A 23,459-nucleotide genomic window follows, 5' to 3' on the forward strand; every position below is an offset into this window, starting at 1 on the left:
CCGTCAGCTTAATCAATTATATTTACCACGCAATGCGAGTTCACCGTTCGGTTACTCAAGTGAATGCAAATACCCAAATGGAAGACTAAACGTGTTTGAATGCCTGTGTAGGTTGTTGTAGTAACATCCTTTAGACCAAACTGTGCTGGCAGTGAACTGGACTGACAACATCCGTAACCAGAAGCCATCAAAGTAGTAATATTGCTCAAAAGAAAAGATAGGCGGGAGCTACAAGGTAACACATGCTATTAGCATACCCTTGCATTGAGCCACAAACAATCTCACTGTACATGCCACAATTTTGCCACACTCACAACGCGCAAAAATGCACATTCGTGTTAAGAAAAGCAAAACAATGCAACAGTAAACAGATGATTTTACTAGAAAAAATGGTGCCGATAATAGGAGTCGAACCTACGACCTTCGCATTACGAATTCTAAGAATGACATTTTAACACAACCACTTACCGCATTAAGCCTCGCTCACACGTCCCAACATGCGGAAAGTTACGGAAAGGTACCGATCCCAACCTTTCCATAGCTGTCCCAAATCTGTCCCACTGAACAGCCCGGCGAACCGGGCTGATTGCTATGCATCTGGCGAGTTTGGTAGCGCCACTGTTCCGTCTGTCCCTTCATGATCACAATCCTGACGAAATCATTTCAAACATATTGATTTGTTGCACGGCCAGGAATATTCTCCTTTTGCCCCCACATACCGAAGAGACTACAAAGTGTCAATGCTGCATTTTCTCATAAATAAAAACACACTGCTAAATATCATCTATTCTGTACGTTCAGTAGTTGACGGCATCAGATGCCCGAGATTTACCAAAATCATATTCCGACAGTGGTTCTGTGGGGGTAGGGTTGTCCTGATTGCCCTCTACGAAAAGAAAGATCTTCGTTATGATGTCGTTAATTTCCTAAGAATATGTAAGCAGAAAGGTATTTTTGTTGTGGGTGTAAACACACAACGACTTTCTGATCCAGAGCGCTACTCAGACATTATTGATGTGTACATAGAAAGAGATAATTTCGGTCGTGATTTTGGTAGTTATCAGGATGGATTCAGGTACATATTTAATAATGACATACACGAAAAGTCAGACAGAATACTGATGGTTAATGACAGCGTTTACTATTCATCAACTAATCTATCTGATTTCATAGATACTATGTTTAGCACTGATAAAGACGCATCAGGGGCTACCGAGAATTTCGAAATCTCGCACCACATAGGATCGTTCTGTGTATCTATTGCTGGAAAAGTTGCACGCGATCAGCGGTTTGTAGACTTTTGGGAAAAGTATAAAAAGAACAATGTTCGTCCTCGAATTATAAAAAATGGGGAAATGGGACTGACGAATACCCTTAAGAAAATATCAGGAACTGAAGTTGTTGCAGAATATAGCTACACAATGCTCGATAAAAAGCTAAAAGATCGTGATTTTCTTGTTGAGTATATAAAAAGCCTTAGATGGGGAACTTTACAGGGGTTCGGTAAGATTGCTTTTTCATCTAATGATGTATTTTTTTCATCACGCTTAATAAGAGATTTTTTTAAAAAGCATTATGAAGAAATATCAGGAGTAGAAATTGAATGGGAAAAGTTCAATTATAACGATATTGATTTTTTTAAATTTGTTAAATCATGCAATTTCGAATCCCTACCATTTGGTACGGAGGTTCTAAATAATATAAAAAGCAAATGCCTTGAGGTTTTTCTGGAGGGTTCACAAATACATCTTAATTGTGTTTCCATGATAATGATTGGACTCCCCATAATTAAGCTAGATCTTATTTATCGAGGAATGGCTGGCCGAGGCGATTTACTGAGGATAAAAGAACATCTTAATGAAAAGGATTATGAAGTTTTTTCAGAATTATTCTCTTCAAGAGATTACGGAGAAAAAACACTTCGCGGATTTAAAAAAATAAGTTTCGTGTATGGTTATATATAAAAAACGAAGACGGGAAAGCGCCCACCGAAAGGTGGGCTATTATTATTCGCCAGAAAATTCAAATTGACACGCAAATGCTGCAATATTAGATCCGGTCACATTGCGCACATAAAATTTAGCTGATGTCGCCGTGCTCTCACTTGGCGAATACGACAGAATATAATCAGCACTAACATTTATTGGCATTGCTCGCCCCCACATAGGAGTTTCTGCAAACACACCGGCAGGAATGGTAACTGAATACGAACCACTACTTGAAGACACTGCACTTACTGTATTGGATATTCTAAATTTACCTCGTTCAACATACGATGTTGCTGGAGTTGAAAATGATGAATCGGTAACTGTCCCTCTGTGAATATTGTCTAAATACGTACTGTAGGTAAAGTATGACAGGTCAGAGAACGCTGTCGTCATATCACGAATGGTATTTTCTGTTATTGTCCAGTACGATATTTCAGTACTGTTCCCATCGAGAAAACCATCAAAACCACGAGCGTTATTGTTTGAAATCATACCCTCTATCCCGCCTGTGATATTAATAGCGTATGAGGTTGATGTACCTGTGTTTTGTAGATTTCCGTAAATTTGATTGCCTGTTATTGTTGCATTATCTCCTGATGATGTTATTGCATTACCAGCAACACTAATCCAGTTATTAGCTATAACAAGAGCGTCTACATCAGAACTAATTGCCACGCCAGTACCAAGTATAATATCTATAATATTACCATCTAATGTTACAAAAAGTCCGGCGGGGAAAATAGCGGCTTGAGTACAGGCAATAATTGTATTATTGCTAATCATCCAGCCCTCGCAATGATTACCTACTGTATTATCAGAAGACCACTCAACACCAACAGAAAAACTCATTATTGTATTTCGTGTAATGCTGATATTTACTGAACTGGTAGCGATTATCCCAGTACCAAACTGACCGACATAGGCTGGTACATTCATAATATCATTACCTGATATCGTTCCATACCATGCATTTTTAAGTGATATTGCAGTGGAGAAATAGTTAGTAGCGGAATTTTCATAACTACCAATAAAACAATTTATAATACCCCAGTGTTCAACAGGCTCACCTGAAAGATCACCCACCGATATTGCAGTTGTTACTCCTGATGCCACTGGGATCAACTTCAATCCGCTGATATAACTACCACTAGCCAGAATGGCTACAGAACCAGACTCTCCTAAATGCAATTCTGCTCCATCAGAATCAATCTCAAATCCTCCTAATTTATATCTGTTCTGAGTTTCACCATTTGTTACTGTCGTATTTATATAAAATATATCTCCGCGTGGTACAAAAAGTTTTGAGTGGGCAGCCAGGGCTTTACTAAAATACACCCCATCTTCTGTTGTTCCATCACCATATGCACCAAACATGTAGGGTGTTATGTTATTCGCATCAACTCGCTGCCAGTAAAAGGTTGTGCTGGCGTTTGGAACGCAAATAGTACCTCCGTTATCTGTCCCTGCCCCAGCCACAGAAACAAAAATTCCACCTCCCTTATTGCCGCCTTCATAATATGAATCAAGAATGACTTTAACTCCCGCTTCAGTTGGAGTTAATTCGCTAAGCGCATTCCATGAAGAAACTTTCCCAAGAAAATTGTAACCTATACTCGATCTTAATGTTGCATCACCTGTAGAAATCCATGCTCCCGTCCCTATTCCTCCACTCGTTTCAGGGGTTGACCCTGCTGGTACAACTTTTGGCAGTTCACCATCCCATCTGTAATATTCTCCGCTCCCTTCATCATAAAGAACTTCATTGGGAAGTGTCAGCGTCGCGCCATCCTGAAAAGATTTAACAACTATCCAGCCGAAACTGGCAATTGCCTGTTGTGCAGTATATCTAAGCCCTTCAATGGTGTAGTGAGCATTACCAAATCGGTCGATATATTGCTGTTCTGTTGATGTTACAAATTCATCTATCTTACCTGCATTAAATTTAAGATCGCGGGGTGATTCGGATGGTACTGCATTGCTGGTTGGTGTGGTAGCCATATATTTTTCCATAAAAAAGCCAGCGCTAAGGCTGGCTCTTGATGTTTGTCAGGTGGTTTATGAGTAAATTAAATCGCTGTACTCAGCCAGAGTTAATGAAACCGTTCCGTCTGAATTCGGTTTTATACTGCTGACCGTCCATAGCATAGAATCAAGGTCGTCGGATGTTGCAATGATGTATCTTGACGGTAACTGAACATCGCCACCATCCCATATATTCAATTCAATATCAGGAACCTCGGCAACAAAGCCAAAATTTGAATCATCACGTTGATATGCTCTTATTCGTTGTGTTGGGTTTCCTGTATTGTCTGTAACAACAACATACATATCCCCGTCAAAATTAATCGGCTCACTCGTTGAGAACGTATTATTATCACGACTAACTATATAACCCTGCTGCTGGTTATAATCGTAAATATCAGGCATCTGAATAACGCTGCCACACTGAATAATTCCATCCTCAAAAACTTTGGCATTCATCTTTATTCGTGAATAAAGAAGTCGTTTTGTTTCCCGCAATGCCCTTTCTTTCGCCTGATATTCATTGCGGAAACCAACAATATCCATTTTGTTCGGATTTGATGCCTCCTGCTCGACGATCTGACCGTTCAGCACGCGATAATTTACGTATGTTTTGTCGTTGGTCGTCGGATGAACATAGCTGGTCTGGATTCCGTCATAGCCTCCTGGCAGTGTTGCCTCGTAGCTGATTTTGTACTCATCTGTCAGCATGTTTGCCCGGTTAAATACCGCTGCCGGGTAATCCACTTTTTGATCGCGGGTGAACGTCAGTACACCGTCATCCCAATACGCGATAACGCTGGCCGCATTGCAGATCGCCTGCACCCGGTCACCCAGAGAATCGTCCTCATTATCAAACGTGTAGTCAAAATAACCCAACTGCTCATCGGGTAATGACTCAGCAATAGAGTACAACTGATACAAATCGATTGTTGACTCTGCCTGCTCCCCCATAATCAACCATGTGTGAGCCACCGCGTCAGCGAACGATCTGGATGCCCGCAGGTTATAGTCAATCGTCTGGGTGTCCGGGTCGTAACTGATAGTGTGCCGAGTGACCAGTAAATTATATTTACGCTCACGACTCCCCAGCGCGTTCTCCGTAGCCCGGACTTTTACCCTCACCAGTGTGTCAGTAGCGTGAACCACGTTTGTACGAGGATTGATAGCGTGGATTTCTTCCACTTTAAGTATGCTGGCATCAGATGAGTTATCAGTACGCTGGAATGAAATAGCGTAACGCCCATACCCTCCTGTTGGGGTTATTTTATCTGTGCGGTAAAAAACCTCGCTGGTTGAATCATGGGGGGTTGTCTGCCGGTACGTGAACACCTGTGTTGTTCCGGCGATCTGATTATTGTCATCGTCGACCTGCCAGAGCGTAACCCGCCAGTTTGTTTCCGTGTTCCCGCCCAGCGATGACTGGGTATGTATCCATAACTGTGATGACTCTATCGGTGAAAATACGGGCCCGATGACAAGCGCTTCGTTATCATTGAGTGTGAACGGTGAACTATTGATGGTTGCAGACTCTGGAACAGTCCCATCCCCCAGCAGGCTACCCATGATAAATGTGTAGTATTCTGTCGGGTCTATGACTGCTCCATCATCACTTTCTTCCGCAGATATTAATGTGCCTGAAAAAGTAGCATCAGTCGTTACATTCCCTGACGCTGTGGCATATGTTACGTTTATTGTGAATGTAACGGAGTGAGGCAAGGCTAGAGACATGAAATAGTCGAATGTGGAGTCTTTCAGTATTTTCACTGAAATCTGTCCACCAGCATACGATCCGCTAACAACGTTATTTGATGTTGCAGTCTCTATTGGATAACTGTCGCTCTCATTCTGGCCGGGGACCTCCTGACCGTCCACATCATCAAATCCATATCCCTCATAAATAACGTCTATCGTTTCTCCGGGTTTATAAATCTGATATTCAGCCCCCGACATTGCTCCCAAATTTGATTCTGAATAGCGTATTGATGAGTAACTGTATTCTCCGATCCCGACACACATAAACTCAGTGACATATTTAAGGTTGTCAACATATTCGAAAACAGATTCCTGTATTAAATCAGGAAAAGACCGGATCTGTCCGTAAATGTCAGGTTTAGCCTGATATAGCCTGGCGGTATTTGTCTGACCTGTCAGTTTATTATTCGGCGAGTCAATGCTGTTATCGCCGGTGTTGGAAATGGAGGTTTTCGGCACCAGGAATGCGAAAACCTGTCCGACAACTTTAAAAATGGGGCTGAGAATATCGCCAATAACTCCTTTTGGCTGGTCGAAAATGACAACGTGATCCGTTTCGTTCATGACGAAATTCAGTTCATCATCATCTGTTAAATCAACGCCATTGACTGATATTCTTATATCACGGTGTAGGTTCTGCTCTGTCAGCCAGGCATAAAAAAAGGTGCCTGCTGGCACCCTGTGTTTTTCTTTCTGCGTTCCGGCGAAACGCTGGACCTCAATCAGTGGCATATTGATAAAACTCCAGTTTTGAAAATGCACGCTCAATAACGAGCAGTGAATCCATTCGCACGCCGCCGCCCTCGCCGCGACTGTGCAGCGCTTTGCGATCAACAGTCAGACCAACATGGGCTGGCATTGAGCCTGTATAGCCAACGAATATCCCGTTATTGATGGGTTTTACCACTTGCTCCCAGAACACCACATCACCCTCATAGCAGGTCAAAAAATCCCGACCGGCCTCGTAGTCCGCTGTATGGTGGAGTTCAATATCCAGTACGTGCCGGTAGAACAAAACCACCAAACCCCAGCAATCCACCTTATCGAATGAACACGCCCGGTCAGACCACGGCACGCCGATCATGCGTTTAATAAAATCAGAGGTCCTGCAATCCAGGGTATTCGACAGGGTCATATAGCCGGCCAATATTATTGTTGAGGGGGTTAGTGACAGACAGAGTCAGTGAAACATCGGACGCGTTCATATCGACAGTTTTGACGTACAGCGTCCAAGATTTTATCGGTGTGGATATGTCTGCCGTATCGAATATTTGCCGCGTGCCAGTTATTGATTCTAAACGCGCCGCACCGGTCCATTTTTTGAGTAACGTTTTAACATCGGTCGCCAGGCGGCCAAGTTTTACTGTCGCATCGATAATCGGCGTACCGCTCTGCTGGCTCTCGTCAATCTCAAACCGAGACGGCGTATAAACCTCACCGCCCAGCGTTTTGGAGAAAAACTGTTTATCTACCAAGCGAACATAGCCGAATGATGAATGATAAAAGGTCAGTGTGTCATAGAGTCCGCGTGTCGGCCTCTGCTGCCGGTATTCGCGAAATGTTGGCATCAGGGAACCCTCGGTAAAGATTCAGGATCACGGCCATCGTCGTATCCCGTCACAATGATATCCAGCCAGCTCGCCCAAGGCGGCGGCAGTTCAACAATAATGTCGTCATAATCATCATCAGGGTTATAGAGATGATTTGCGATGACCGTACCAGTCCACGTGACGATCCCCCCGCTGATATTCGTCTGTACCGGCATTTGTGTGAAATGCAGTTCCTGCACCTGCAACCCTGCACCACCCAGGTTGACCGGCATACGAAACCAGTTAACCCCTTTGTTGAGATAGTTCTCGCTGCGCAGCCACTGTAGAAACGCACGTTCCTGTGCCAGCGTGAATATCCATGTCAGCGACCAGGTAACCTTTAAATCATCCGTCATACTCTGGAAAATAGCCGGACCAACAGCCGGTTGATCTGTCTGAAATCCAGTATCCAGCGTCATGCTTTTACTGGTTTTTTGAGCGAGAGGGAGCCAGTCAGGGTAATCAATGATCGCCATTAGCTCTGGCCTCTCGGTGTGCGTTTAACATTGAAATTACTGGTTATGCCCTGGCTGATAGAACCGCCGTTCGTCAGGTCTGCAATTATCATATCGATAGTCACCCCTCCGTTTCCGTCTGACGTGGCCTGCGCATCAACGTTTGAACTGCTGTAGTTCTGGACATTCATCGCAATGCTGATACTGCCGCTGCCGGAAATGTCTTTATTGCTGATGACTGACCCGTTATCACCGGGGATCATGTACTGGCTGCCATTTGACGCTTTATAAATCTCCGGCGCGTTACCCTCCCCAACCTGATACAGGGAACCGGATGATACGGCACCACCATTTTTACGAGCACCAGCCAGCGCCAGCGCCTGCGCACCAGCAACGGTAGACGCCAAAGCGGCACCACCCGTCACCGCCGCACCACCGAGCGTAGCCGTTGCAGCCAGTGCCGCAGGAGTCGCCCATGCAGCACTAGCAACAAGCGCCTGCGCTGATGATGCGGCCACTGCTGCACTTCCTGCTGTTTGCTGGATGATGAGGTTTTTCGCATACTCAACACCCATCTGCACGATAGAGTTGATCACGCTGTTGAGGACTGTGTTCCCGAGAGAGCGCATTGCATCGCTGAGGCTCATTGTTCCGGTCAGTAACCCTGTTAATGCGTTTGATGCATTACCGGCAAATGAGTCTACAGCACTGGTCAACATGTCGTAGCCCAGACTCTGCTGACTCAGTATCGCCCACTGCGCATCTGTCCGCGCTTTTTCATACGCGGTGTTGGCAGCATTCATCAGAGCCAGACCGTTTTGCTCAGTGATAACTTTCTGCTGCGTGTACTGCTGGATAAGCGCCAGTTTTTGCGCATTCTCATTAGCTAGCTGCTGGACCGGATCAACATTCCCAGCCGCCTCCTGCTGAGGCGTTACAACTGCATCAGCGCGGATCTTTGCCAGATTAGCTTGATGCTGCTGCTCTAATCGTTCAGACGTTTTGTTGTACTGCTCCTGACTTATTTTCTGAGCGGAAAACGCAGTATTTAAATCCTGAACATCCTGCTGATAGCTGGTGTTCTCTTTGTTCTCAGGCAGGAGCTTTTCAGCCGCTGCCTGTGCTTTCAGGGCATTAGCCGTATCCCATTTCTTAGCTGCATACTGACCGGCAAGTGCGATCTGCGCCTGCGTCGCCCCTTTTCCTAATGACTGTTGGGCATTGAGGATCGTTTGTTGACGGCTCAGGTTTTGCGTAGAGTCAGCGGACAGGTCTGCCTGATTTTTCAGATTAGCCAGTTTCTGCGCAATATTTTCTGCCTGAGTAGCGCCTGCCTTCTGCTCAGTTTTTAGCGTCTTCTGCGCCTGCGTGTTCTGGTATGTCGCCGCCGCGTCAGATTCCATCTGTTTAGTGTGCGGGTCATCTTTCGACAGACCTGCATCTTCAGCAGCATACTGAGCTTGCAATTTTGCTCTAGCTTCGCCCTGCAATTTAGACAGCGCGAGATTGCGCTCTGACTGTTTGAGCAGGTTCTTTTGTCCGTCCGTCAGGTTGTCTGTTGACGCTTTCAGACTATCAACATTGAATTTTGCATTTGCAGCCTCACGCGCCAGATTAACCAGAGTCCCAACGAGGCTTGTTATCTGCGCCTGTCCATCCTTTGTGGACGAGGTCATATTTTGTAGCTGCAACGCCAGGGCCTGAATGGCTTCAGGTGACGGATTACTGTTGATGGCTGATAACTGTTTCGCAAGTTCATACGCCTGCTGCTGACTGATCCCGAATTTGTCAGCCAGAACGCCAACGGTATTACTGATCGAGTTTGCTGTTGCAGAAAACGCCTGGCCAGCGCCATAAGCCTGCTTTATTGCAGTGTTATAATCATTTGTGGTGATGTTTAACGCATCAAGCCCATCACCAAACAATTTGACGCTGGCATAGCCGCCGCCCATTGCAGAAATGATATTATCTTTAAAAGAGATAAATGAGGCTGACGCATCGCTGATCGCCTTCGGTATTTTAGCTATGGCCTGATTGTACTCAAGCAGCGCTTGGTTGCGCATCAGAGTGGCCACCTCACCATTTACGCGGGCAAGGTTTGCATATTTATTGGAAAGTGCCGCCACGCCATTCTGTGAAATGGTGATCACTTTATCCATCGCATCAGCAGCATCGGACAGCGCATCCATTGCGTTTTTACCGCCGTTTAGCGATGTAATCAACGTGCCAGCGACGATTGAACCCAGTGCAATGATTGATCCGACAATTGCGCCGCCAGGGCCGAATGCACCCGCCAGTTGTGATCCCTGTTGACTGAATGCGACAAGCGCCGATTGCCCTCCCTGAACTTGTACGATGAAGTCCTGCACCTGGTAGCCTGCCTGCTGCATTTTACCCTTCCACGCACCAGTGCTTTTCCCTCCTGCCTCTGCGCCGTTTTTCATGTCATAAAGACGGCCAGTTAGTTCAGCTATTTTTTTCTTTTCTTCATCTGTAGCGGCAGATCCGGCCCGCAACTGAGCGGCGAGTATTGCGGCGCTGCGGGCTGATTCCTGCTCCGCTTCTTCCAGAATGGCTAACTGGTTACCCAGTGATTCAATAATTCCTTCAGCACGGCTGAATTCAGAACCGGCCCCGCTTGTGCCTGATTTTGCATCCAGCATGGCTTTTGCAATACCGCTTACCGTGGTGTTTAGCTTATTCAGCGATCCGTCAATGGATTTTGAATACGTATTAAGGGTATTTAGCGAATCACCAGCAGAGTCAGCATTTTGATCGAGAGAACCCAATCCTTTACCTGATTTCTGAGCGCTGGAGTCCAGATCGCTTAGCGCTTTTTGGGCCTCCTTACTTCCCTGCAGCAGGGCTGACACATCGGCGCTGATGTCATAGACGATGCTCCCTACATTCTGCTCACCTGCCATATTGATCTCCGGGCATAAAAAAACCGCCTTCTGGCGGTTTACTGTGATTTAATTTTCTTCTTGTCCTGATCCAGCATGGCCTGCCAGCGGCGTTCATCCTCATCCATCACGGCGTCAAACTCCTCGCGAGTGAATCCCTTCTGATCCGGGTATTTCGCTGCCAGTAACATCTGAAATTCTGTCATTGTTAGTTGCTCTGCCTCACTGCGTGGCATGCTGAAATGATTTCTGGCCGCACTGATATACTCAAATGCATTGAACTCGCTGGTGGCCTGCTGCGTCTCGTGGCGCTGAAGTTTTCGCACTTTCGCTTTACCGATGATCCCGTGCTGGATGAGTGACTGCGCTACCAGCACTATGTCAGCCAGTGGCATTTTTCCGTGTCGGTAAACAAAGGCCCATTTACCCGTTTTGCCAGGCAACAATTCACCAATTAACGGCGTTATGTCGTCGTCACAGCATGCCATCATCGTGTTCATTGCTGCGTACACGGCCTGTTTACTGGATTGTGGGCGGGAAATGTACTCAATCAGCCACTGAGGAATACGGCCATATGCCTGTATCGCCCCATTAATCAGCACGGACATGTCGTCATTATGCAGGTCATAGAACGTCTGCACAATCTGCGCTGGCTCTCCGATCTTCGTCATATTGATGAAAGATGGTCGGAAAAAATAATCATTTTCCTTGAGGGATATGAGGCATTCGCCGATCTCTTTGCATGGGGTCATTTGGTATCGCCGTGTTATATATCAAGCCGCCATGCACGGCGGCGCTCTGCCCTTATAACCCTGTCAGGGTGCCGTTCAACAGTGTAAATGTCAGCGTGATCTACCAGTGAATAGCATGGGTAAATAACGTCACCCCCGCACGCATCGCCTACAGCAAAATCAGCAGCTTTACCGCTATCCCACCTCGTCAGTACATCACTGATGCGATGTTTCGGTACGCTGTAGCAAACTCCGTGGATCAGTCTGGGGATGGTTATGCAATCCCATTGGTGTTTATCGGCCTCAATGAGTTTTTGCGCTATCTGCATCTGATACTGCGGCGGCCTGCCGGTGCCGAGATAAAAAGAGCATAAATTATCAGGAAACCGATCCAGCCACGCTGCTGCTTTGTCCCGAAACCCAGCAACTGGCACCGCATCATCTTCAATGATAACCACCCTACAATCCTGCTGACTGGCCCACCCAATGGCGCGACGGTGATTCCAGTTGGCCCCGTTGTTACCCTCATCAATGAGGGTGAGTGCGTCCAGTGATTCAGCCAGGCGAGTTGCCATGTTGCGACGGGAGTGATGGCCGACGACACAGAATTTAATCATGCAATCCCCATCCTCTTTTTATATGCCGTGTATCGCTGGTCGTTCTCGAATTTTTTGATGCCGTATTTCTGTTCGAACAGATGAACCTGCCCCCAAGTCATTTCGTCGGGTAATGCAGTTCCGCCTGTTTTTGAAACCAGGTGCTTAACGTGTGACGTTGGGATCAGCATTGGCAATACGCCAGCCAGCCTGACCTGTTCAATTACCGAGTCGTCCGCGCACCAGTAGCGGAAATCCTCATCCAACCCACCGATCTTCTCCCACAGTTGCCGCGAGAGCATGAAGCACCAGCCGCTGAAATGTTTCCCGTTAACCGTGCCGGTTTCGTTTTTCGTGATGCCCTGCTGCCTGCTGTCGCCTGGACTGGCTGGTGACATGACGGGGTGCTGAAATTTCAGTAACTGATCTAACCATCCGGGCATAAACTCCAGATCGTTGTTAGCAACCATAACCCACGGCGCGTATCCGGTTTTTATGCCGCGATTGGCAAACGAGTTATATGCAAACTCCCGTCCCTCGAAGAGAGTCACAGCACCGGCATAGCGCACGTTTTCAGCCTGCTCAATCACGATCATATTGACGTTATTCGCTCCGGCACCCTCGCGACATGTATCGATAGCGTGCTGCGTCATTGCGCGGCGTTCTTCTGTGTCGCCCTTCGACAGCATGACAACATCGACAACCGGAGGCTTTGAGCGTCTTACTATCTGCGTCTGATAGCGCTGAGATAGTTGCGTTTCTGTCGTTGTACGGTTGTAGTCGTAGTGATACAGAACCCGATCAATAGCGTGCTCAGTGCGTAGCAGTGGACGCAGGTCTTTGGCATACTCCCGATCCTCGCCGCATAGTTTCGATGGGAACGGCGTACGCAGGACAATGGAGCGCTTTACTGCACAAATGTGATTCGGGATGCGGTGATATTCGTTACCGGTATTCGCATCCTCTGCATATTTCAGCGAGTAGCGGCACAACAACGGTGCATTGCCATCGAGTGACACTTTCGCATGAAACGTAATGACGTCAGCGCCAGATGCAGTGGCTGCCAGCAGTGATGTAATGTAATCAGGCTCTACGCGGTCATCGTCATCAACGAATACGACATATTTGCCCTTTGCCAGCCTGACCATTTCGTTGCGTTTGTCGCCCAACTGGATAGTTTTGGTATCCATGATGAACAGGATTTCAACCCTGTCCTGCTCAGTTTTACCCAGTTCGTTATATTGCCTGAATATCTGAGCCTGGATTTTCTGTGCGAAATTATCCCAGCGCGTGTGAACTGAGGGGATCAGGATTGACAGCGAAACGCCAGGTTTATTCCCTGCAACAATTCCGCTGCGAAACGGAATATATTCAGAACTGTTGCGTTTCTCTTCAGCCAGTTGAGGTTTGGCCGTCTGCCTGACGTGTTCGGGAACAGATGACTGTACAGATCCTTTTTCATCGCTGGCATAAAACAGTCCGGCTGAATTTTCGACGTCCGCATAGCGACAGGTTGTCAGCCCTGCGCTGAAAATTCGGTCAGACCATGATTCGTGTTCAAATCCCCATGTGCCGAATTCGGTATCCATGCCACCCACACGATCAACCGCCTTTCGTGTCACGTACAGCATGCAGCCCTTTGGCCTGACGTGCGCACGTATCCCGTTCTCACGGAAATAGACGTCATTACCCCAGAGATACATTAGATGCGGCTCAGGTGATGAGATGTACGGCAACCACCAATTTTCACTGGATGGCCACGTGTCATCGTCAAACAGAAAGAGGTAATCGCAACCCGCGTCAAACAGCGATTCAATGCAGCGGTTTTTAGCAGCAGCAATACCGGTTGCTGTGTTGTTGCGGATCAGCTTAATACCATCGGGAACCATTACCGGCGTATCGCTACCATCATCAACTACGACAATTTCGCTGTTATCAGGACTATGGTCAGCAAATGCCGCTAATGCCTTTTTCAGCATGTCAGGCCGGTTGTGCGTTGTGATTGCTATTCCGATGCGTGGGGTTTGCTGTGTTGCCGGATGATAAGTGACGCCATCAATGATGACCTGCATTTGCATCTCTCAAAATAAAGGGGCCGAAGCCCCGGAATTAGCTACCCTGCTCTGTAACTGTAATGGTGCTAGCTACAGTAAAGCCGCCATCCTCAGATGTTGCAGTGACTGTCGCTGTGCCAGCACTACGACCGATGACCAGACCGGCGGTCGTCACTTCGGCAATAGTCGCATCGGAACTGGTCCACGCTACATCGCGATCAGTCGCGTTGAGCGGTTGAACAGATGCGGTCAACTGGATTTCCGAGCCAACTTCAACTGAAGCGGTTTCCGGCGTTATGGTGATGCCGGTGGCCGCGATACTGTCATTAACTTCAAACACTACAGTGTCAGCGTCGTAAACTTTCCATTCACCAGAGAATGTTGCAATGTCACTAGTGCCGAAATCGCCCGACCATGATGTGGTATTGAAATACCCCATCAGATAGGTCCCAGCATCCTCACCCACGAAATCGAAACGAACCCACAGGGTGGGCTGACGTCCCGCCTGAACCTCGTCAAAGATATATTTCGACAGTCGCCACGCGCCCACTTCATTTGCTTTGTCCGATTTGCGGAACTCACCCTCGCCGGATACGGTAAAATCCATGTTGTTGACCAGGTTCTCAACCAGCCCCTTGGCATCATCAGCTTCAGAGCTGACGGTGTTCATTGAGAAGTCAATCCCTTTCGTTGTCATTGCGCCCAGGCGTTTAAACTCAGTGAGCGCCGGAACAGTATCAGCACAGCCGAAAGCCATGCGTAGTACGGCCACTTTGCCGATCAGCTTGCCAAAATCGCTAGCACAGCCCTGCATAATTTCTTCCTCTTTCAGGTAATAAAAAAGGCCGCCGATTGGCGACCTTATTGGTATTGGTGTTTAGCTATTCGCCGAATGTGACGGCGAACTGGAGCCGATAGACGAGACGGCCCTCTGATGTGAGTACGGGCGCGGGAATGCTGCCCATATTTTCGATGAACCCAACGCAATCATTCGGGAGCGGCCATTTCTGAACGTATTCGACAATGTTATTGACTGCCACATCAACGTCTTTGTTGTTATCTACAGCACCCACCACATCAACGAGAATGTGATATTCTGAACTGAGATCATCGCGTATGGCTGTGCCACCGTTAGGCCTGAATACAATGAATTTATCCAGTTTCTTCCCGGCATCTTTCCAGTAAAGCGTCTGAACAACAAACCCATCACACAGACCCGCATCAACAAAAAGGTCTCTGACCCGTTCGTGCATCATTGGTGTCATAGTGAGAGTTCCTTTTTCATTGCTGCATCAATAGCTTCACGAGAATCCTCAAACCCCAATCGAAGAAATTCCTTCTGCGCAGTAGAGCGCCGGAAATTTTGTGGGATGTTTGGATCGTTGACGTACACTGCGTATTTGGCTGAGTAACCCACGCGCCCCGTGATCCTCGTTCCATTTTCTGTTATTTCACGGAACTGACTGTTGATTAACGTTGATGTATCGATTGGTGTGTAGATTGCCGCCTGTGATGAGCCAATAATCAACGCGGATTGCAAAGCCCGCACAACTCTTCGCCCCTGAATATCGTTAATCAGCCGGTTCAGGTTCTGCTGCGCCTGCCGAACCCCCTTGACCTTAACGCCCATATCACACCCCCGTTATCAGCGCATAGTCGTCTGCGGTGCGTTCAAACGTGTCAGCATAGCGAATGATGTGCATGATTTCGTCGGCACCATCAACGGACAGCGGATCGGCCTCTGCTGATTCACCAATGAGAATGTAATCGCCTTTTTTAGCGTCCGCATACTCAGTCCAGTGAGTGTTTTTGATGACAAACTCAACGCCAAGTTCGCCCATCCGCGCGGCAGCATCCCCGCCGTAATCGCACATGATTAGCTCTGGTGCTGAGAATCCGAGCGAGTCGCCCCGCTCATCATCGCCCAGGCGACGCCAGATAGTGCATGAGGCTGTGTAAGACCAGTTGGCTAATGACGACATGACTACTCCTTCCACTTCAGGATAGTGGGGTTCTCTGCTGCTATTTTTCGGCAGAACAGGAACCACTCGCCGTTAGTTTTCAGGTAACCGGTCGTCTGCCGCCCTGTGCTGGTCATCACCCATACCCTTTCGAGAGGTGCAGGTAATCGCTCAGTAACTGAATTCCACGCCACAGTTAGCCCCCAACAACATCAAAGAAGCCGACAGACGCACTGGACAGCGGCAAGTCAGCAAGGCATCCATTCGTGTCCCATGCCAGCAACTGATCATAAAGGTAATCGGTGCCAGCACTGTCATACGTGAACGACCGTGATGCGCCGGACGGGGCAGACTGAGACGCAATCTTACGAGCACCAGACAGGGCCGCAAGACGCGTCACAGCGTAGATAAGCAGGAGCTTTTGCAAACTCTCTGAATACCCGGCCCCGTCCATGCAGTCAGACACAGCGCTAACCTGATCTAACAGCAATTGCAGAATGGCGTCAGGAACAGTGAAGCCCAGATCCGCCATGAGTTCCTTTACGTCATCAATCGTGATTTGGGCTGCCATTGTTAGCTACCTGATTCGGTCGTTGCGTGGATAACGGAGAAATGCCCGTTGATATCCTGCTTGACCATCAGGCCAGCGGCACCCCAGGTGCGCCACACGTAATCGCTGTTGTAGAACTGGCGAGGATCGGCAACAGTACCGAATGCCTGACCAACGATTGGCGCGATAACGCCTGCCTGCAATGGCACAATCAGAATTTCGTTACCTTTCAGCTCGAAATCTTCCTTAATTGCAGCAATGCCGGTCAGTTTCAGCATTTCATCGAGCACAGTGCGGGTCTGGTTAACATCAAAATACAGTTTTTCGATGTTGGACAGAATTTCACCAGAAACGTACCAGGTCTGATTGCCGTACTGATAGTTTTGCAGCTTCAGAATGTCACGCAGGCGGATAGCTTCAGATCGCATCGCGGCCACGTCTGTGCTGGTAGTGAAATCCAGCGCCAGAGTAACCTGGGCCACACGTTCATCAGCGCGCAATCCTTTCCAGGTGTAATCATCAAATTTGATGAAATTACCCTCGCTGTCACGGAAGCCGTTCCAGATGTAGTCAACATACTGCCGACGAACGTCATTTGTAGAACTGGTCTGAGCGTCAGACAGTGATGACAGAGCAGATCCCTTATTGAACACCGGATCACGCCAGTTAAATTTAAATCCGCTGTCGTGAATTGGCACCATCGTACCGTCAAATGTGTACGACCGGGCATCCAGCGCAGCACCGATCTGACCAGACATTGACGTATGCGCCCAGCCGCGACCACCAGTGCGTGCGTACTCGTACACAGACTCTTCCAGGCGAACAGAACGGGACAACGGCAGCAGGTCATTCAGCAGGGTAAACTCGGTGTTGGGTTCAAATTCTGCCAGGACTGTCTGGTCGTATGCTTTATACAGACGGCGGATATCATCGATAGCATTAACCGCGTTCAGCTCAGGCGTGTTTTCAGCCGCACCGTGCCAGCGTGTACGTGCAATGAAATCAGCCACGGCCTGAGCAGAGGCATTACGCGCCGCAGTCAGTTCGCGAAACTGAGCCTGGTTAACCGCGAGATTGCCGGTCTCAGTGGCCTTTTTAGTTGAGAATACAAACATTAATCGATCTCCTTACTTGACCACTACGCGCAGCAGTTCGCCAGCGGTAGAAATTACGGTTTCTTCGTTTTCTTCAACAAAGAACTGGGCATCAGCGCCGCCACCAGTGGCCACCTGACCATTTACAACAGATAGCGCATCGCCTTTGTTGTACGTGCCAGCTACGGCTGGGATGTTCAAGAACACGCCGGGGGTCGGATGAAATGCAACGACCCATTCGCCAGCAGCGATAGTGTCATCGACTGTTTTGCAGCGCAGATAATCGAAGTTAGCGACATATTTAATGCCAACATCGGCGTCACTGGCTGCGGTGAATAAACCGTTTACAAACGTGCCTACAGTACCGGGCTGAGTATCAGCGGCTGCGGCACCCTCGCGGTGCAGTTGCGGATTAGCGAAAATACCACCCGCGTGAATTACGTGTTTTCCGTCTCTGGCCATCAGTGATTACTCCGGCATGTCTGAGAATGAATTTTTATTGTCTGAATGGTTGAATGCGCCATTCAGTCCGTGCGATGTGGCGCACTGTGCATACAGCTCGTTCAGTGCCTCGCCATCAAGAGCGTTAACGGCAACGTCAGTCATTTTGAATTTCTCTTTGACTGCGGTGCGTTTCTCACCCTTTTCTTTATCAGCGTTGACTGCCAGGCTGTTTTTCAATGATTTCAATTCATCGGCGAAAGGCGTGAACCATTCGGGCGCTTCACTGTTTACAGTCGTACCCTTTTCCTTCTTATCCTTCTCTTCTTTTTCTTTCTTCGCCTTTTCTTCCTTAGCCTTTTCATCAGCGTCAGCTTTCGCCTTAGCATCATCGGCCACCATCTGGTTATATGCGTCCATCAGCTCGGCGTCGGTCTTGCCTTCAACCTCTTGGCCCTTAGCTTTCAGCGCGTTTGTGATGAGTTCTTTCATCGGGTTTGTTTCCTCTTCGACTTCGACAGAATTGCTGTTGGCGCTGAAAAACGCCTTTAGCTGGTTAAAAAATGATTTGAATGCGGGATCTTGTGGATCAGGTTTCTCGGAGTCGGCCAGATTGACCGTTTCGATTTCCTGTTCAGAGCCATCAGCATTAACGAAAATGCCGACGCCTTCAGTTGGCGTGCCTGCCCCTGGCTCGTCCAGCAGTACGGCAACGTGGTCAAAATTCATGTTGGTGGCGATTTCGTCGTACTTTTTTCCCTTGGACTCGCCATTGGCCGCAATGCCGGAATACAGCAGGCCGGTAGAGATATGGATGGGCTCGACGTTTTTTCCTGCCGCCATATCATCCAGGCGGGTCAGCAGGCGCTTGCCCTTCTCTGTCCCCTCTGCATAGCGGCGATCAACGTACATATCACCGGTGACTTTCCCACTGGCATGATTGACGTTCTGTAACCAGGCTCCAACGTGGTATTCATTTACTGCCTGAACATCCCGCGCTGAAATGTGTTTCCCGTCCACTTTCGGGTGACCAAGCGGCATCGGGTTTCGCTCAAGCGTTTTGTAGCTTTTCTCTATTTCTGCTGCCGGGTACAGTTTCCGGTTCATCACAATGTCATCAACAACGGGCGTAACGCCGCGAACCACAATGTGTGGCCTGCCGTTGATGGTTTCAGTTGTGATATTTGACGCGGAGTTGATGACCGACAGCACGTTAACGCAGTTGCGTTTCATGCTGTGCCCTCATTGATTGCGGGTTATTTACTCTTTGATTTTTTGGGTGCCGGTTGCCATGCTGCACGCTCTTTCGCCAGACGCTCAACCATGCCGGGATTAACTACTTTTCCGTCATCGTCGAGAATGACCGGTATCTGTGAGCAATAACAGTTGTAGCGGTTGCCGCCTTCTGCATACCATTCTTCTACTTTTTCAGGTGTGTAGATATGTCCATGCCGCGCAACGTGCCATGAGCGGCTAGTAGGCTTTAATGCGGACAGGTGGATCATGGCAGTGTTCAGCCCCAGCCTCTCGCGAGACCATTCCGTTTCCAGCCGCTGAGCTTTGCGCAATGCTCCAACCTGTTCGGTCTGTGCCATGTTTTTGGCGCGAGACATTGATACATCGAGGCGTTTACTGACAATCTCTGCTGTCTCGCTGGGATTGATACCCCTGCCAACCGCATCTGATATCACGTTAGCCAGGTCACCACGCGCCTTGTCAGACTCCAGTCGCCAGTCACTGTACGTAGAGACGCTGGTGGCGGCGATCTGATTGAGGTATGCAGGACGGCTTAGCAACTGAGTTAGCGTTGTTTGCTGTTCGTAGATGGGTGACTGCACAGACAGATTAGTAAACGCCTGATGTGTGCCGCGTTCGTACTCAGCAATGATGTATTCCAGCGACCACAGGTTATTGCTGCCGCCATCCAGCAAATTGTTATCCAGGATCATCTGCACGCGCTGCAACAGATCAGCCAGTTGCGCTGCGGTCATGTCATAGATATACGTACCGGCGTTAACCTGGTAAATAACATTGCCATGCACAGCGTATGACTGATTATTGCTGGCCTGCGCCCTGCCCGTCAGTTTCTCATCGAGTAGCCGCCTCATCGCCAGTTTTATTTGGTAATAACGGTTTTCGATGTCGCGGAACATCCGGCTAACTGGCCGCGCGGATTGGGTTGGGTCGGCTTTATTGCGTGGTATCACCGGTGTCCTGATCAGTTTCGTCGTCACTTAACGGGTCTCCCGGTGGCACCTCTGGCGGCAGTTCATTTTCAGGTATTGGCTCCAGTTCACCGACAGCGCGTATTTCATTCTGAGTGATTGCCGGAGTGCCATATGCCGCCTGTGTTTTCTGCGCAACATCTGCCATCGCCTGCATGTTCGCGATCTTCTCCTGCTCACTCGGAGCCAGCAGATCAGACCATGCGAGAGTGACCTCTCCAGTAGATGGCGGGTCGATAGCACCCATCATCCAGAAACGCTCAATAAGACTGGTAATCAGTGCGGTCTGATGCCCCCAGCGACGGGTATTGCAGCGCTTCGCCCAGTCCGTCTTATCCTCGTCGGAGGCGAGCCGCCCGGTCTGCTGACCGTACAGGATAGTGAATGGTATCTGAATTGATGCAGCAAATTCGTTAGCCGCCACTGTCCACGTAGGTTCAGGATCGGCAGCAGCAACAGACAGCACAGACGGCGTGCCAGCCTGCATAACCAGCGCAGCATCTGTCCCGCGGTTCATCCTTGCTATTTTTTCGTTCAGCGCGTCACCGATGTTATTGAACCCGGCCTCTTTAGCCTGTTTCGCCAGAACATTAAGATCTGTTTCTTTATCGAACGCTATACCTAACTGGCGGCTGGCGTTCTTCAGAAAACCTTCAGCACTACCACCGGAAATCTTTTCGAGGTCCAGTATTTTGTTATATCCGGCACGCAGCAACGGGACGCCTGCCAGCATATTCTCGTCTTCAGAGCCTTCAGCAATGATGATGATGCGATCCGGGTGGACATCCACGCTACGGACTGGACCATAAGTACCATCATCTCCAACCGGCTGCTCGTTAAACATGTATTTAACTGGCTGACCGTAGGTCTCTGACATTGTGTCTATATCAAAATTACCAGGCTGAATTTGTGATTCCCATGCGGGGATCAGCCGAACTATAGATTTGTCTTTCAGCCTGCCGACTACATTCCGGTCAACTGGCTCTTTCCACTCTCTGCCATCGCGAAACTGAATGAGTAGCGCGGAATATCTTCCGATTAAGTTTCGCCGGTCGGCGTCTTTAATTTTAGCCCAGTGCTTCTTCAGGAGTTTGGTTACCTGAGTTTCCCACGGCGTGGTTTTGCTCGCTTCTTTCGACTCATCCCCATCAATAACAGTTGGGCTATCAGTCCAGCATGAGTCCAGTAGTTTATGCACTGCTGCATGAGCCACGGCATTACGTTCATAGGCGCGGTAATACAGGTCAAACTCCAGACCGTCTGGATAGCCGAACTCACCCCAGAGTTTTGTACGTTTCGTATTGCCGTTAATCGCTCCAGCATAGAGCGCACGCTGCCGTCCGATGGATGCAGCCAGCGCATTAACGAGGAATTCGACCTCGTTGCTTTGTTCAGTCACTGATTGCTCCTTAGAAAAATATTGCGCCGGTTGTCTGCTGTTTTATCAGTGGAGCCAGAGCGTAGCGTGTGCCGTCCATATAGTGGTTATGGGCATCAATGATGTCGGTGAGGACATCACCAGTCAGGCGATCTGTCTTGTAACTGTAGAGTCGAGCTTCTTTCAACCAGCCAGTACAACGAGGGTGAATGATAATTTCTTTGTAGCTTCTCAGGTGTGCTATTCCATCCTCTACGCTACCCTTCCACTTCTCAACACCAGTGATGCGAGGCAGACATGCACGTCTGCCATTGCCGTCCTGTTTGACGTGACTGATTGTTTCCGGGCGTGCAGAGTCAGCCCTGACAACATGCTGCTCAATTCCTGGTATTCTCTGGATCATGAAATCAGCAATGTCATCATTTTCAAGCCCAACCATACCAGCCTCATACTCAATCAATAGCCTGTCCTCATGTACCCAACATTTTACGCCAACAGTCGGATCCTGTGAGAAGCCCCAGTCAATGCCATAGTAAGGCCCATCCCATTCAGGTTGCGCCTCGAAATCTTCAACACGATATTTCCCGGCCAGTATCTGAGCGTCGCTGTTCTCTCGATATGCTCCATCCCATACCCATGCATAGGTCTGGTCATCCAGCCGCCTACGGTCGCTCTGACGCTCCCCTTCCAGCACGTCAGGGAACCAGGGGTTATCCGTGTAGTTCATCTCGACAGTTACACAATCATCCCCAGCTTCTTTCCTGAATCGCTTGTCAGTAGGACTACCATCACGCTCAGGGTTCCACGTCACCCATATTTCTGAGCCTTCTTCACGCACTGTAGGGCTAAGTTTTTGCCAGGCTACTTCACTGACCGATTCAGCCTCGTCCACCCAGCACAATAAGATGCGAGCCTTAGACTTGATGCTGTCGAGGTTGTGGCGCAGTCCAGAGAAAACGTAATTAACGCTTTTATCGACAGTGCGGATGTACTTTTCGCCAATATCAAACTGTGCAGCCAGCCACGGGACGCCAAGTATTGCCTGTTTGACTTCCTGCATGCTCGACTCTTCCAGCGAGTTCATAAACTCACGGGCGCAGAGTATTACCCCTGACTCACCGTTCATCATCGACTGATACGCCTTAACTGCTGTCATCAGTGCGAATGTGCGAGTTTTTGCACTACCACGACCACCATGAGAGCAGCGATAGCGCTTATTTGGAGCAGTGAACAACGGGGCGAGCTTAGCGGGTATCGGAAGCTGAACGGTATCACTCATGTTTAGGCTCTACCGGCAGAAGCTGAATTGTCGTTGGTTTCGGCGACATGCTTCCGTCTGAAGATTTCACGTCGATATCCTGAGAAAGTTTGTCGCCATACTTCTTGGGGTTCATGCGAGACAGAACCCATTTACGCGTATCGATACGCAAGCGGGCCTTGGCTACAGCTGCGCTTTCCTCGGTGGCGTCATCGGATATCTCTACCAGCTCTTCGAATATCGCGTCTTCACGAATGGAAGTTGCCTTTGCGTACTGGTCACGAAAGTCTTCATGCTCACGCAGCCAGCGAAACACTTTGGTCTTGTTAGGCATGCCGGGACGTTCGCATACCTTGCGCAGACTTTCACCATCGGCAAGCAGAGAGCAAATATCATCCGCCACCTCTGGTAAATAATCAGAAGGGCGGCCAGTCTTTTTCTTGGTCGCCATAAATTTTC

General features: G+C 48.6%; 22 protein-coding genes and 1 pseudogene. 1 reads left to right on the forward strand and 22 read right to left on the reverse strand.

Annotated elements, in window-relative coordinates; translation table 11 throughout:
• Window positions 1-507 precede the first annotated feature (507 nt).
• Window positions 508-639, reverse strand: a complete 132-nt coding sequence (locus EH228_RS20635; RefSeq protein WP_275065353.1) for a hypothetical protein — start codon at window positions 637-639, stop codon at window positions 508-510.
• 101 nt (window positions 640-740) lie between these two features.
• Here EH228_RS20635 and EH228_RS04325 point away from each other — a divergent pair, with 101 nt between their 5' ends.
• Window positions 741-1,964: a rhamnan synthesis F family protein gene (locus EH228_RS04325; protein ID WP_240116226.1), complete on the forward strand. Its 1,224-nt coding sequence runs from the start codon at window positions 741-743 to the stop codon at window positions 1,962-1,964.
• A gap of 42 nt (window positions 1,965-2,006) precedes the next feature.
• On the opposite strand, the gene EH228_RS20135 is transcribed toward EH228_RS04325, so the two are convergent.
• The 21 genes and pseudogenes from EH228_RS20135 to EH228_RS04430 form a co-directional block, all read right to left on the reverse strand.
• A complete protein-coding gene (locus EH228_RS20135; RefSeq protein WP_193323266.1) occupies window positions 2,007-3,986 on the reverse strand; it encodes a tail fiber/spike domain-containing protein in 1,980 nt (659 codons plus the stop codon).
• A 57-nt stretch (window positions 3,987-4,043) separates the two neighbouring features.
• A complete protein-coding gene (locus EH228_RS04335; protein ID WP_152320458.1) occupies window positions 4,044-6,497 on the reverse strand; it encodes a host specificity factor TipJ family phage tail protein in 2,454 nt (817 codons plus the stop codon).
• Window positions 6,484-6,849 (reverse strand): NlpC/P60 family protein, encoded by a 366-nt coding sequence (locus EH228_RS04340; protein ID WP_152320545.1) that lies wholly within the window; start codon window positions 6,847-6,849, stop codon window positions 6,484-6,486. Before EH228_RS04340 ends, EH228_RS04335 begins: the two co-directional genes overlap by 14 nt.
• Before the next feature lie 13 nt (window positions 6,850-6,862).
• On the reverse strand, window positions 6,863-7,333 hold the full coding sequence (locus tag EH228_RS04345) for a hypothetical protein (RefSeq protein ID WP_152320459.1): 471 nt from the start codon (window positions 7,331-7,333) through the stop codon (window positions 6,863-6,865).
• On the reverse strand, window positions 7,333-7,830 hold the full coding sequence (locus EH228_RS04350) for a hypothetical protein (protein ID WP_152320460.1): 498 nt from the start codon (window positions 7,828-7,830) through the stop codon (window positions 7,333-7,335). Before EH228_RS04350 ends, EH228_RS04345 begins: the two co-directional genes overlap by 1 nt.
• Window positions 7,830-10,733, reverse strand: coding sequence for a tail protein (tape measure) (locus tag EH228_RS04355; protein ID WP_152320461.1), 2,904 nt, complete (start codon window positions 10,731-10,733; stop codon window positions 7,830-7,832). Before EH228_RS04355 ends, EH228_RS04350 begins: the two co-directional genes overlap by 1 nt.
• Window positions 10,734-10,771: 38 nt before the next feature.
• Window positions 10,772-11,464, reverse strand: a complete 693-nt coding sequence (locus EH228_RS04360) for a DUF6246 family protein (protein WP_152320462.1) — start codon at window positions 11,462-11,464, stop codon at window positions 10,772-10,774.
• 14 nt (window positions 11,465-11,478) lie between these two features.
• The gene (locus tag EH228_RS04365; RefSeq protein WP_152320463.1) at window positions 11,479-12,060 is read right to left on the reverse strand and encodes a hypothetical protein; all 582 of its coding nucleotides are present in this window, start codon (window positions 12,058-12,060) and stop codon (window positions 11,479-11,481) included.
• A complete protein-coding gene (locus EH228_RS04370; RefSeq protein WP_193323267.1) occupies window positions 12,057-14,111 on the reverse strand; it encodes a glycosyltransferase family 2 protein in 2,055 nt (684 codons plus the stop codon). Before EH228_RS04370 ends, EH228_RS04365 begins: the two co-directional genes overlap by 4 nt.
• A 37-nt stretch (window positions 14,112-14,148) precedes the next feature.
• The gene (locus tag EH228_RS04375; protein WP_152320465.1) at window positions 14,149-14,907 is read right to left on the reverse strand and encodes an Ig-like domain-containing protein; all 759 of its coding nucleotides are present in this window, start codon (window positions 14,905-14,907) and stop codon (window positions 14,149-14,151) included.
• A 67-nt stretch (window positions 14,908-14,974) separates the two neighbouring features.
• On the reverse strand, window positions 14,975-15,358 hold the full coding sequence (locus EH228_RS04380) for a phage tail termination protein (protein ID WP_152320466.1): 384 nt from the start codon (window positions 15,356-15,358) through the stop codon (window positions 14,975-14,977).
• Window positions 15,355-15,723, reverse strand: a complete 369-nt coding sequence (locus tag EH228_RS04385) for an HK97 gp10 family phage protein (protein WP_152320467.1) — start codon at window positions 15,721-15,723, stop codon at window positions 15,355-15,357. Before EH228_RS04385 ends, EH228_RS04380 begins: the two co-directional genes overlap by 4 nt.
• 1 nt (window position 15,724) lies before the next feature.
• Window positions 15,725-16,075, reverse strand: coding sequence for a hypothetical protein (locus EH228_RS04390; protein WP_152320468.1), 351 nt, complete (start codon window positions 16,073-16,075; stop codon window positions 15,725-15,727).
• Between the two features lie 175 nt (window positions 16,076-16,250).
• The gene (locus EH228_RS04395) at window positions 16,251-16,625 is read right to left on the reverse strand and encodes a DUF7370 family protein (protein WP_152320469.1); all 375 of its coding nucleotides are present in this window, start codon (window positions 16,623-16,625) and stop codon (window positions 16,251-16,253) included.
• Window positions 16,626-16,627: 2 nt separating this feature from the next.
• The gene (locus EH228_RS04400; protein WP_152320470.1) at window positions 16,628-17,719 is read right to left on the reverse strand and encodes a major capsid protein; all 1,092 of its coding nucleotides are present in this window, start codon (window positions 17,717-17,719) and stop codon (window positions 16,628-16,630) included.
• Between the two features lie 12 nt (window positions 17,720-17,731).
• Window positions 17,732-18,160 carry a hypothetical protein gene (locus EH228_RS04405; RefSeq protein ID WP_152320471.1) on the reverse strand — a complete coding sequence of 143 codons (429 nt, stop codon included), beginning with the start codon at window positions 18,158-18,160 and terminating at the stop codon, window positions 17,732-17,734.
• 102 nt (window positions 18,161-18,262) lie between these two features.
• Window positions 18,263-19,372 (reverse strand): annotated as a pseudogene (locus EH228_RS04410) (DUF2213 domain-containing protein); the annotation flags it as partial.
• 23 nt (window positions 19,373-19,395) lie between these two features.
• On the reverse strand, window positions 19,396-20,292 hold the full coding sequence (locus EH228_RS04415) for a phage minor head protein (protein ID WP_152320546.1): 897 nt from the start codon (window positions 20,290-20,292) through the stop codon (window positions 19,396-19,398).
• Window positions 20,293-20,329: 37 nt separating this feature from the next.
• Window positions 20,330-21,763, reverse strand: coding sequence for a DUF1073 domain-containing protein (locus EH228_RS04420; RefSeq protein ID WP_152320473.1), 1,434 nt, complete (start codon window positions 21,761-21,763; stop codon window positions 20,330-20,332).
• A 10-nt stretch (window positions 21,764-21,773) separates the two neighbouring features.
• Window positions 21,774-23,021: a PBSX family phage terminase large subunit gene (locus tag EH228_RS04425; protein ID WP_152320474.1), complete on the reverse strand. Its 1,248-nt coding sequence runs from the start codon at window positions 23,019-23,021 to the stop codon at window positions 21,774-21,776.
• Window positions 23,014-23,451, reverse strand: a complete 438-nt coding sequence (locus EH228_RS04430; protein ID WP_152320475.1) for a terminase small subunit-like protein — start codon at window positions 23,449-23,451, stop codon at window positions 23,014-23,016. The genes EH228_RS04425 and EH228_RS04430 overlap by 8 nt, the downstream gene beginning before the upstream one ends.
• Between the last annotated feature and the right edge of the window lie 8 nt (window positions 23,452-23,459).

Source organism: Erwinia endophytica (assembly GCF_009295515.1).
GTDB lineage: Bacteria > Pseudomonadota > Gammaproteobacteria > Enterobacterales > Enterobacteriaceae > Erwinia > Erwinia endophytica.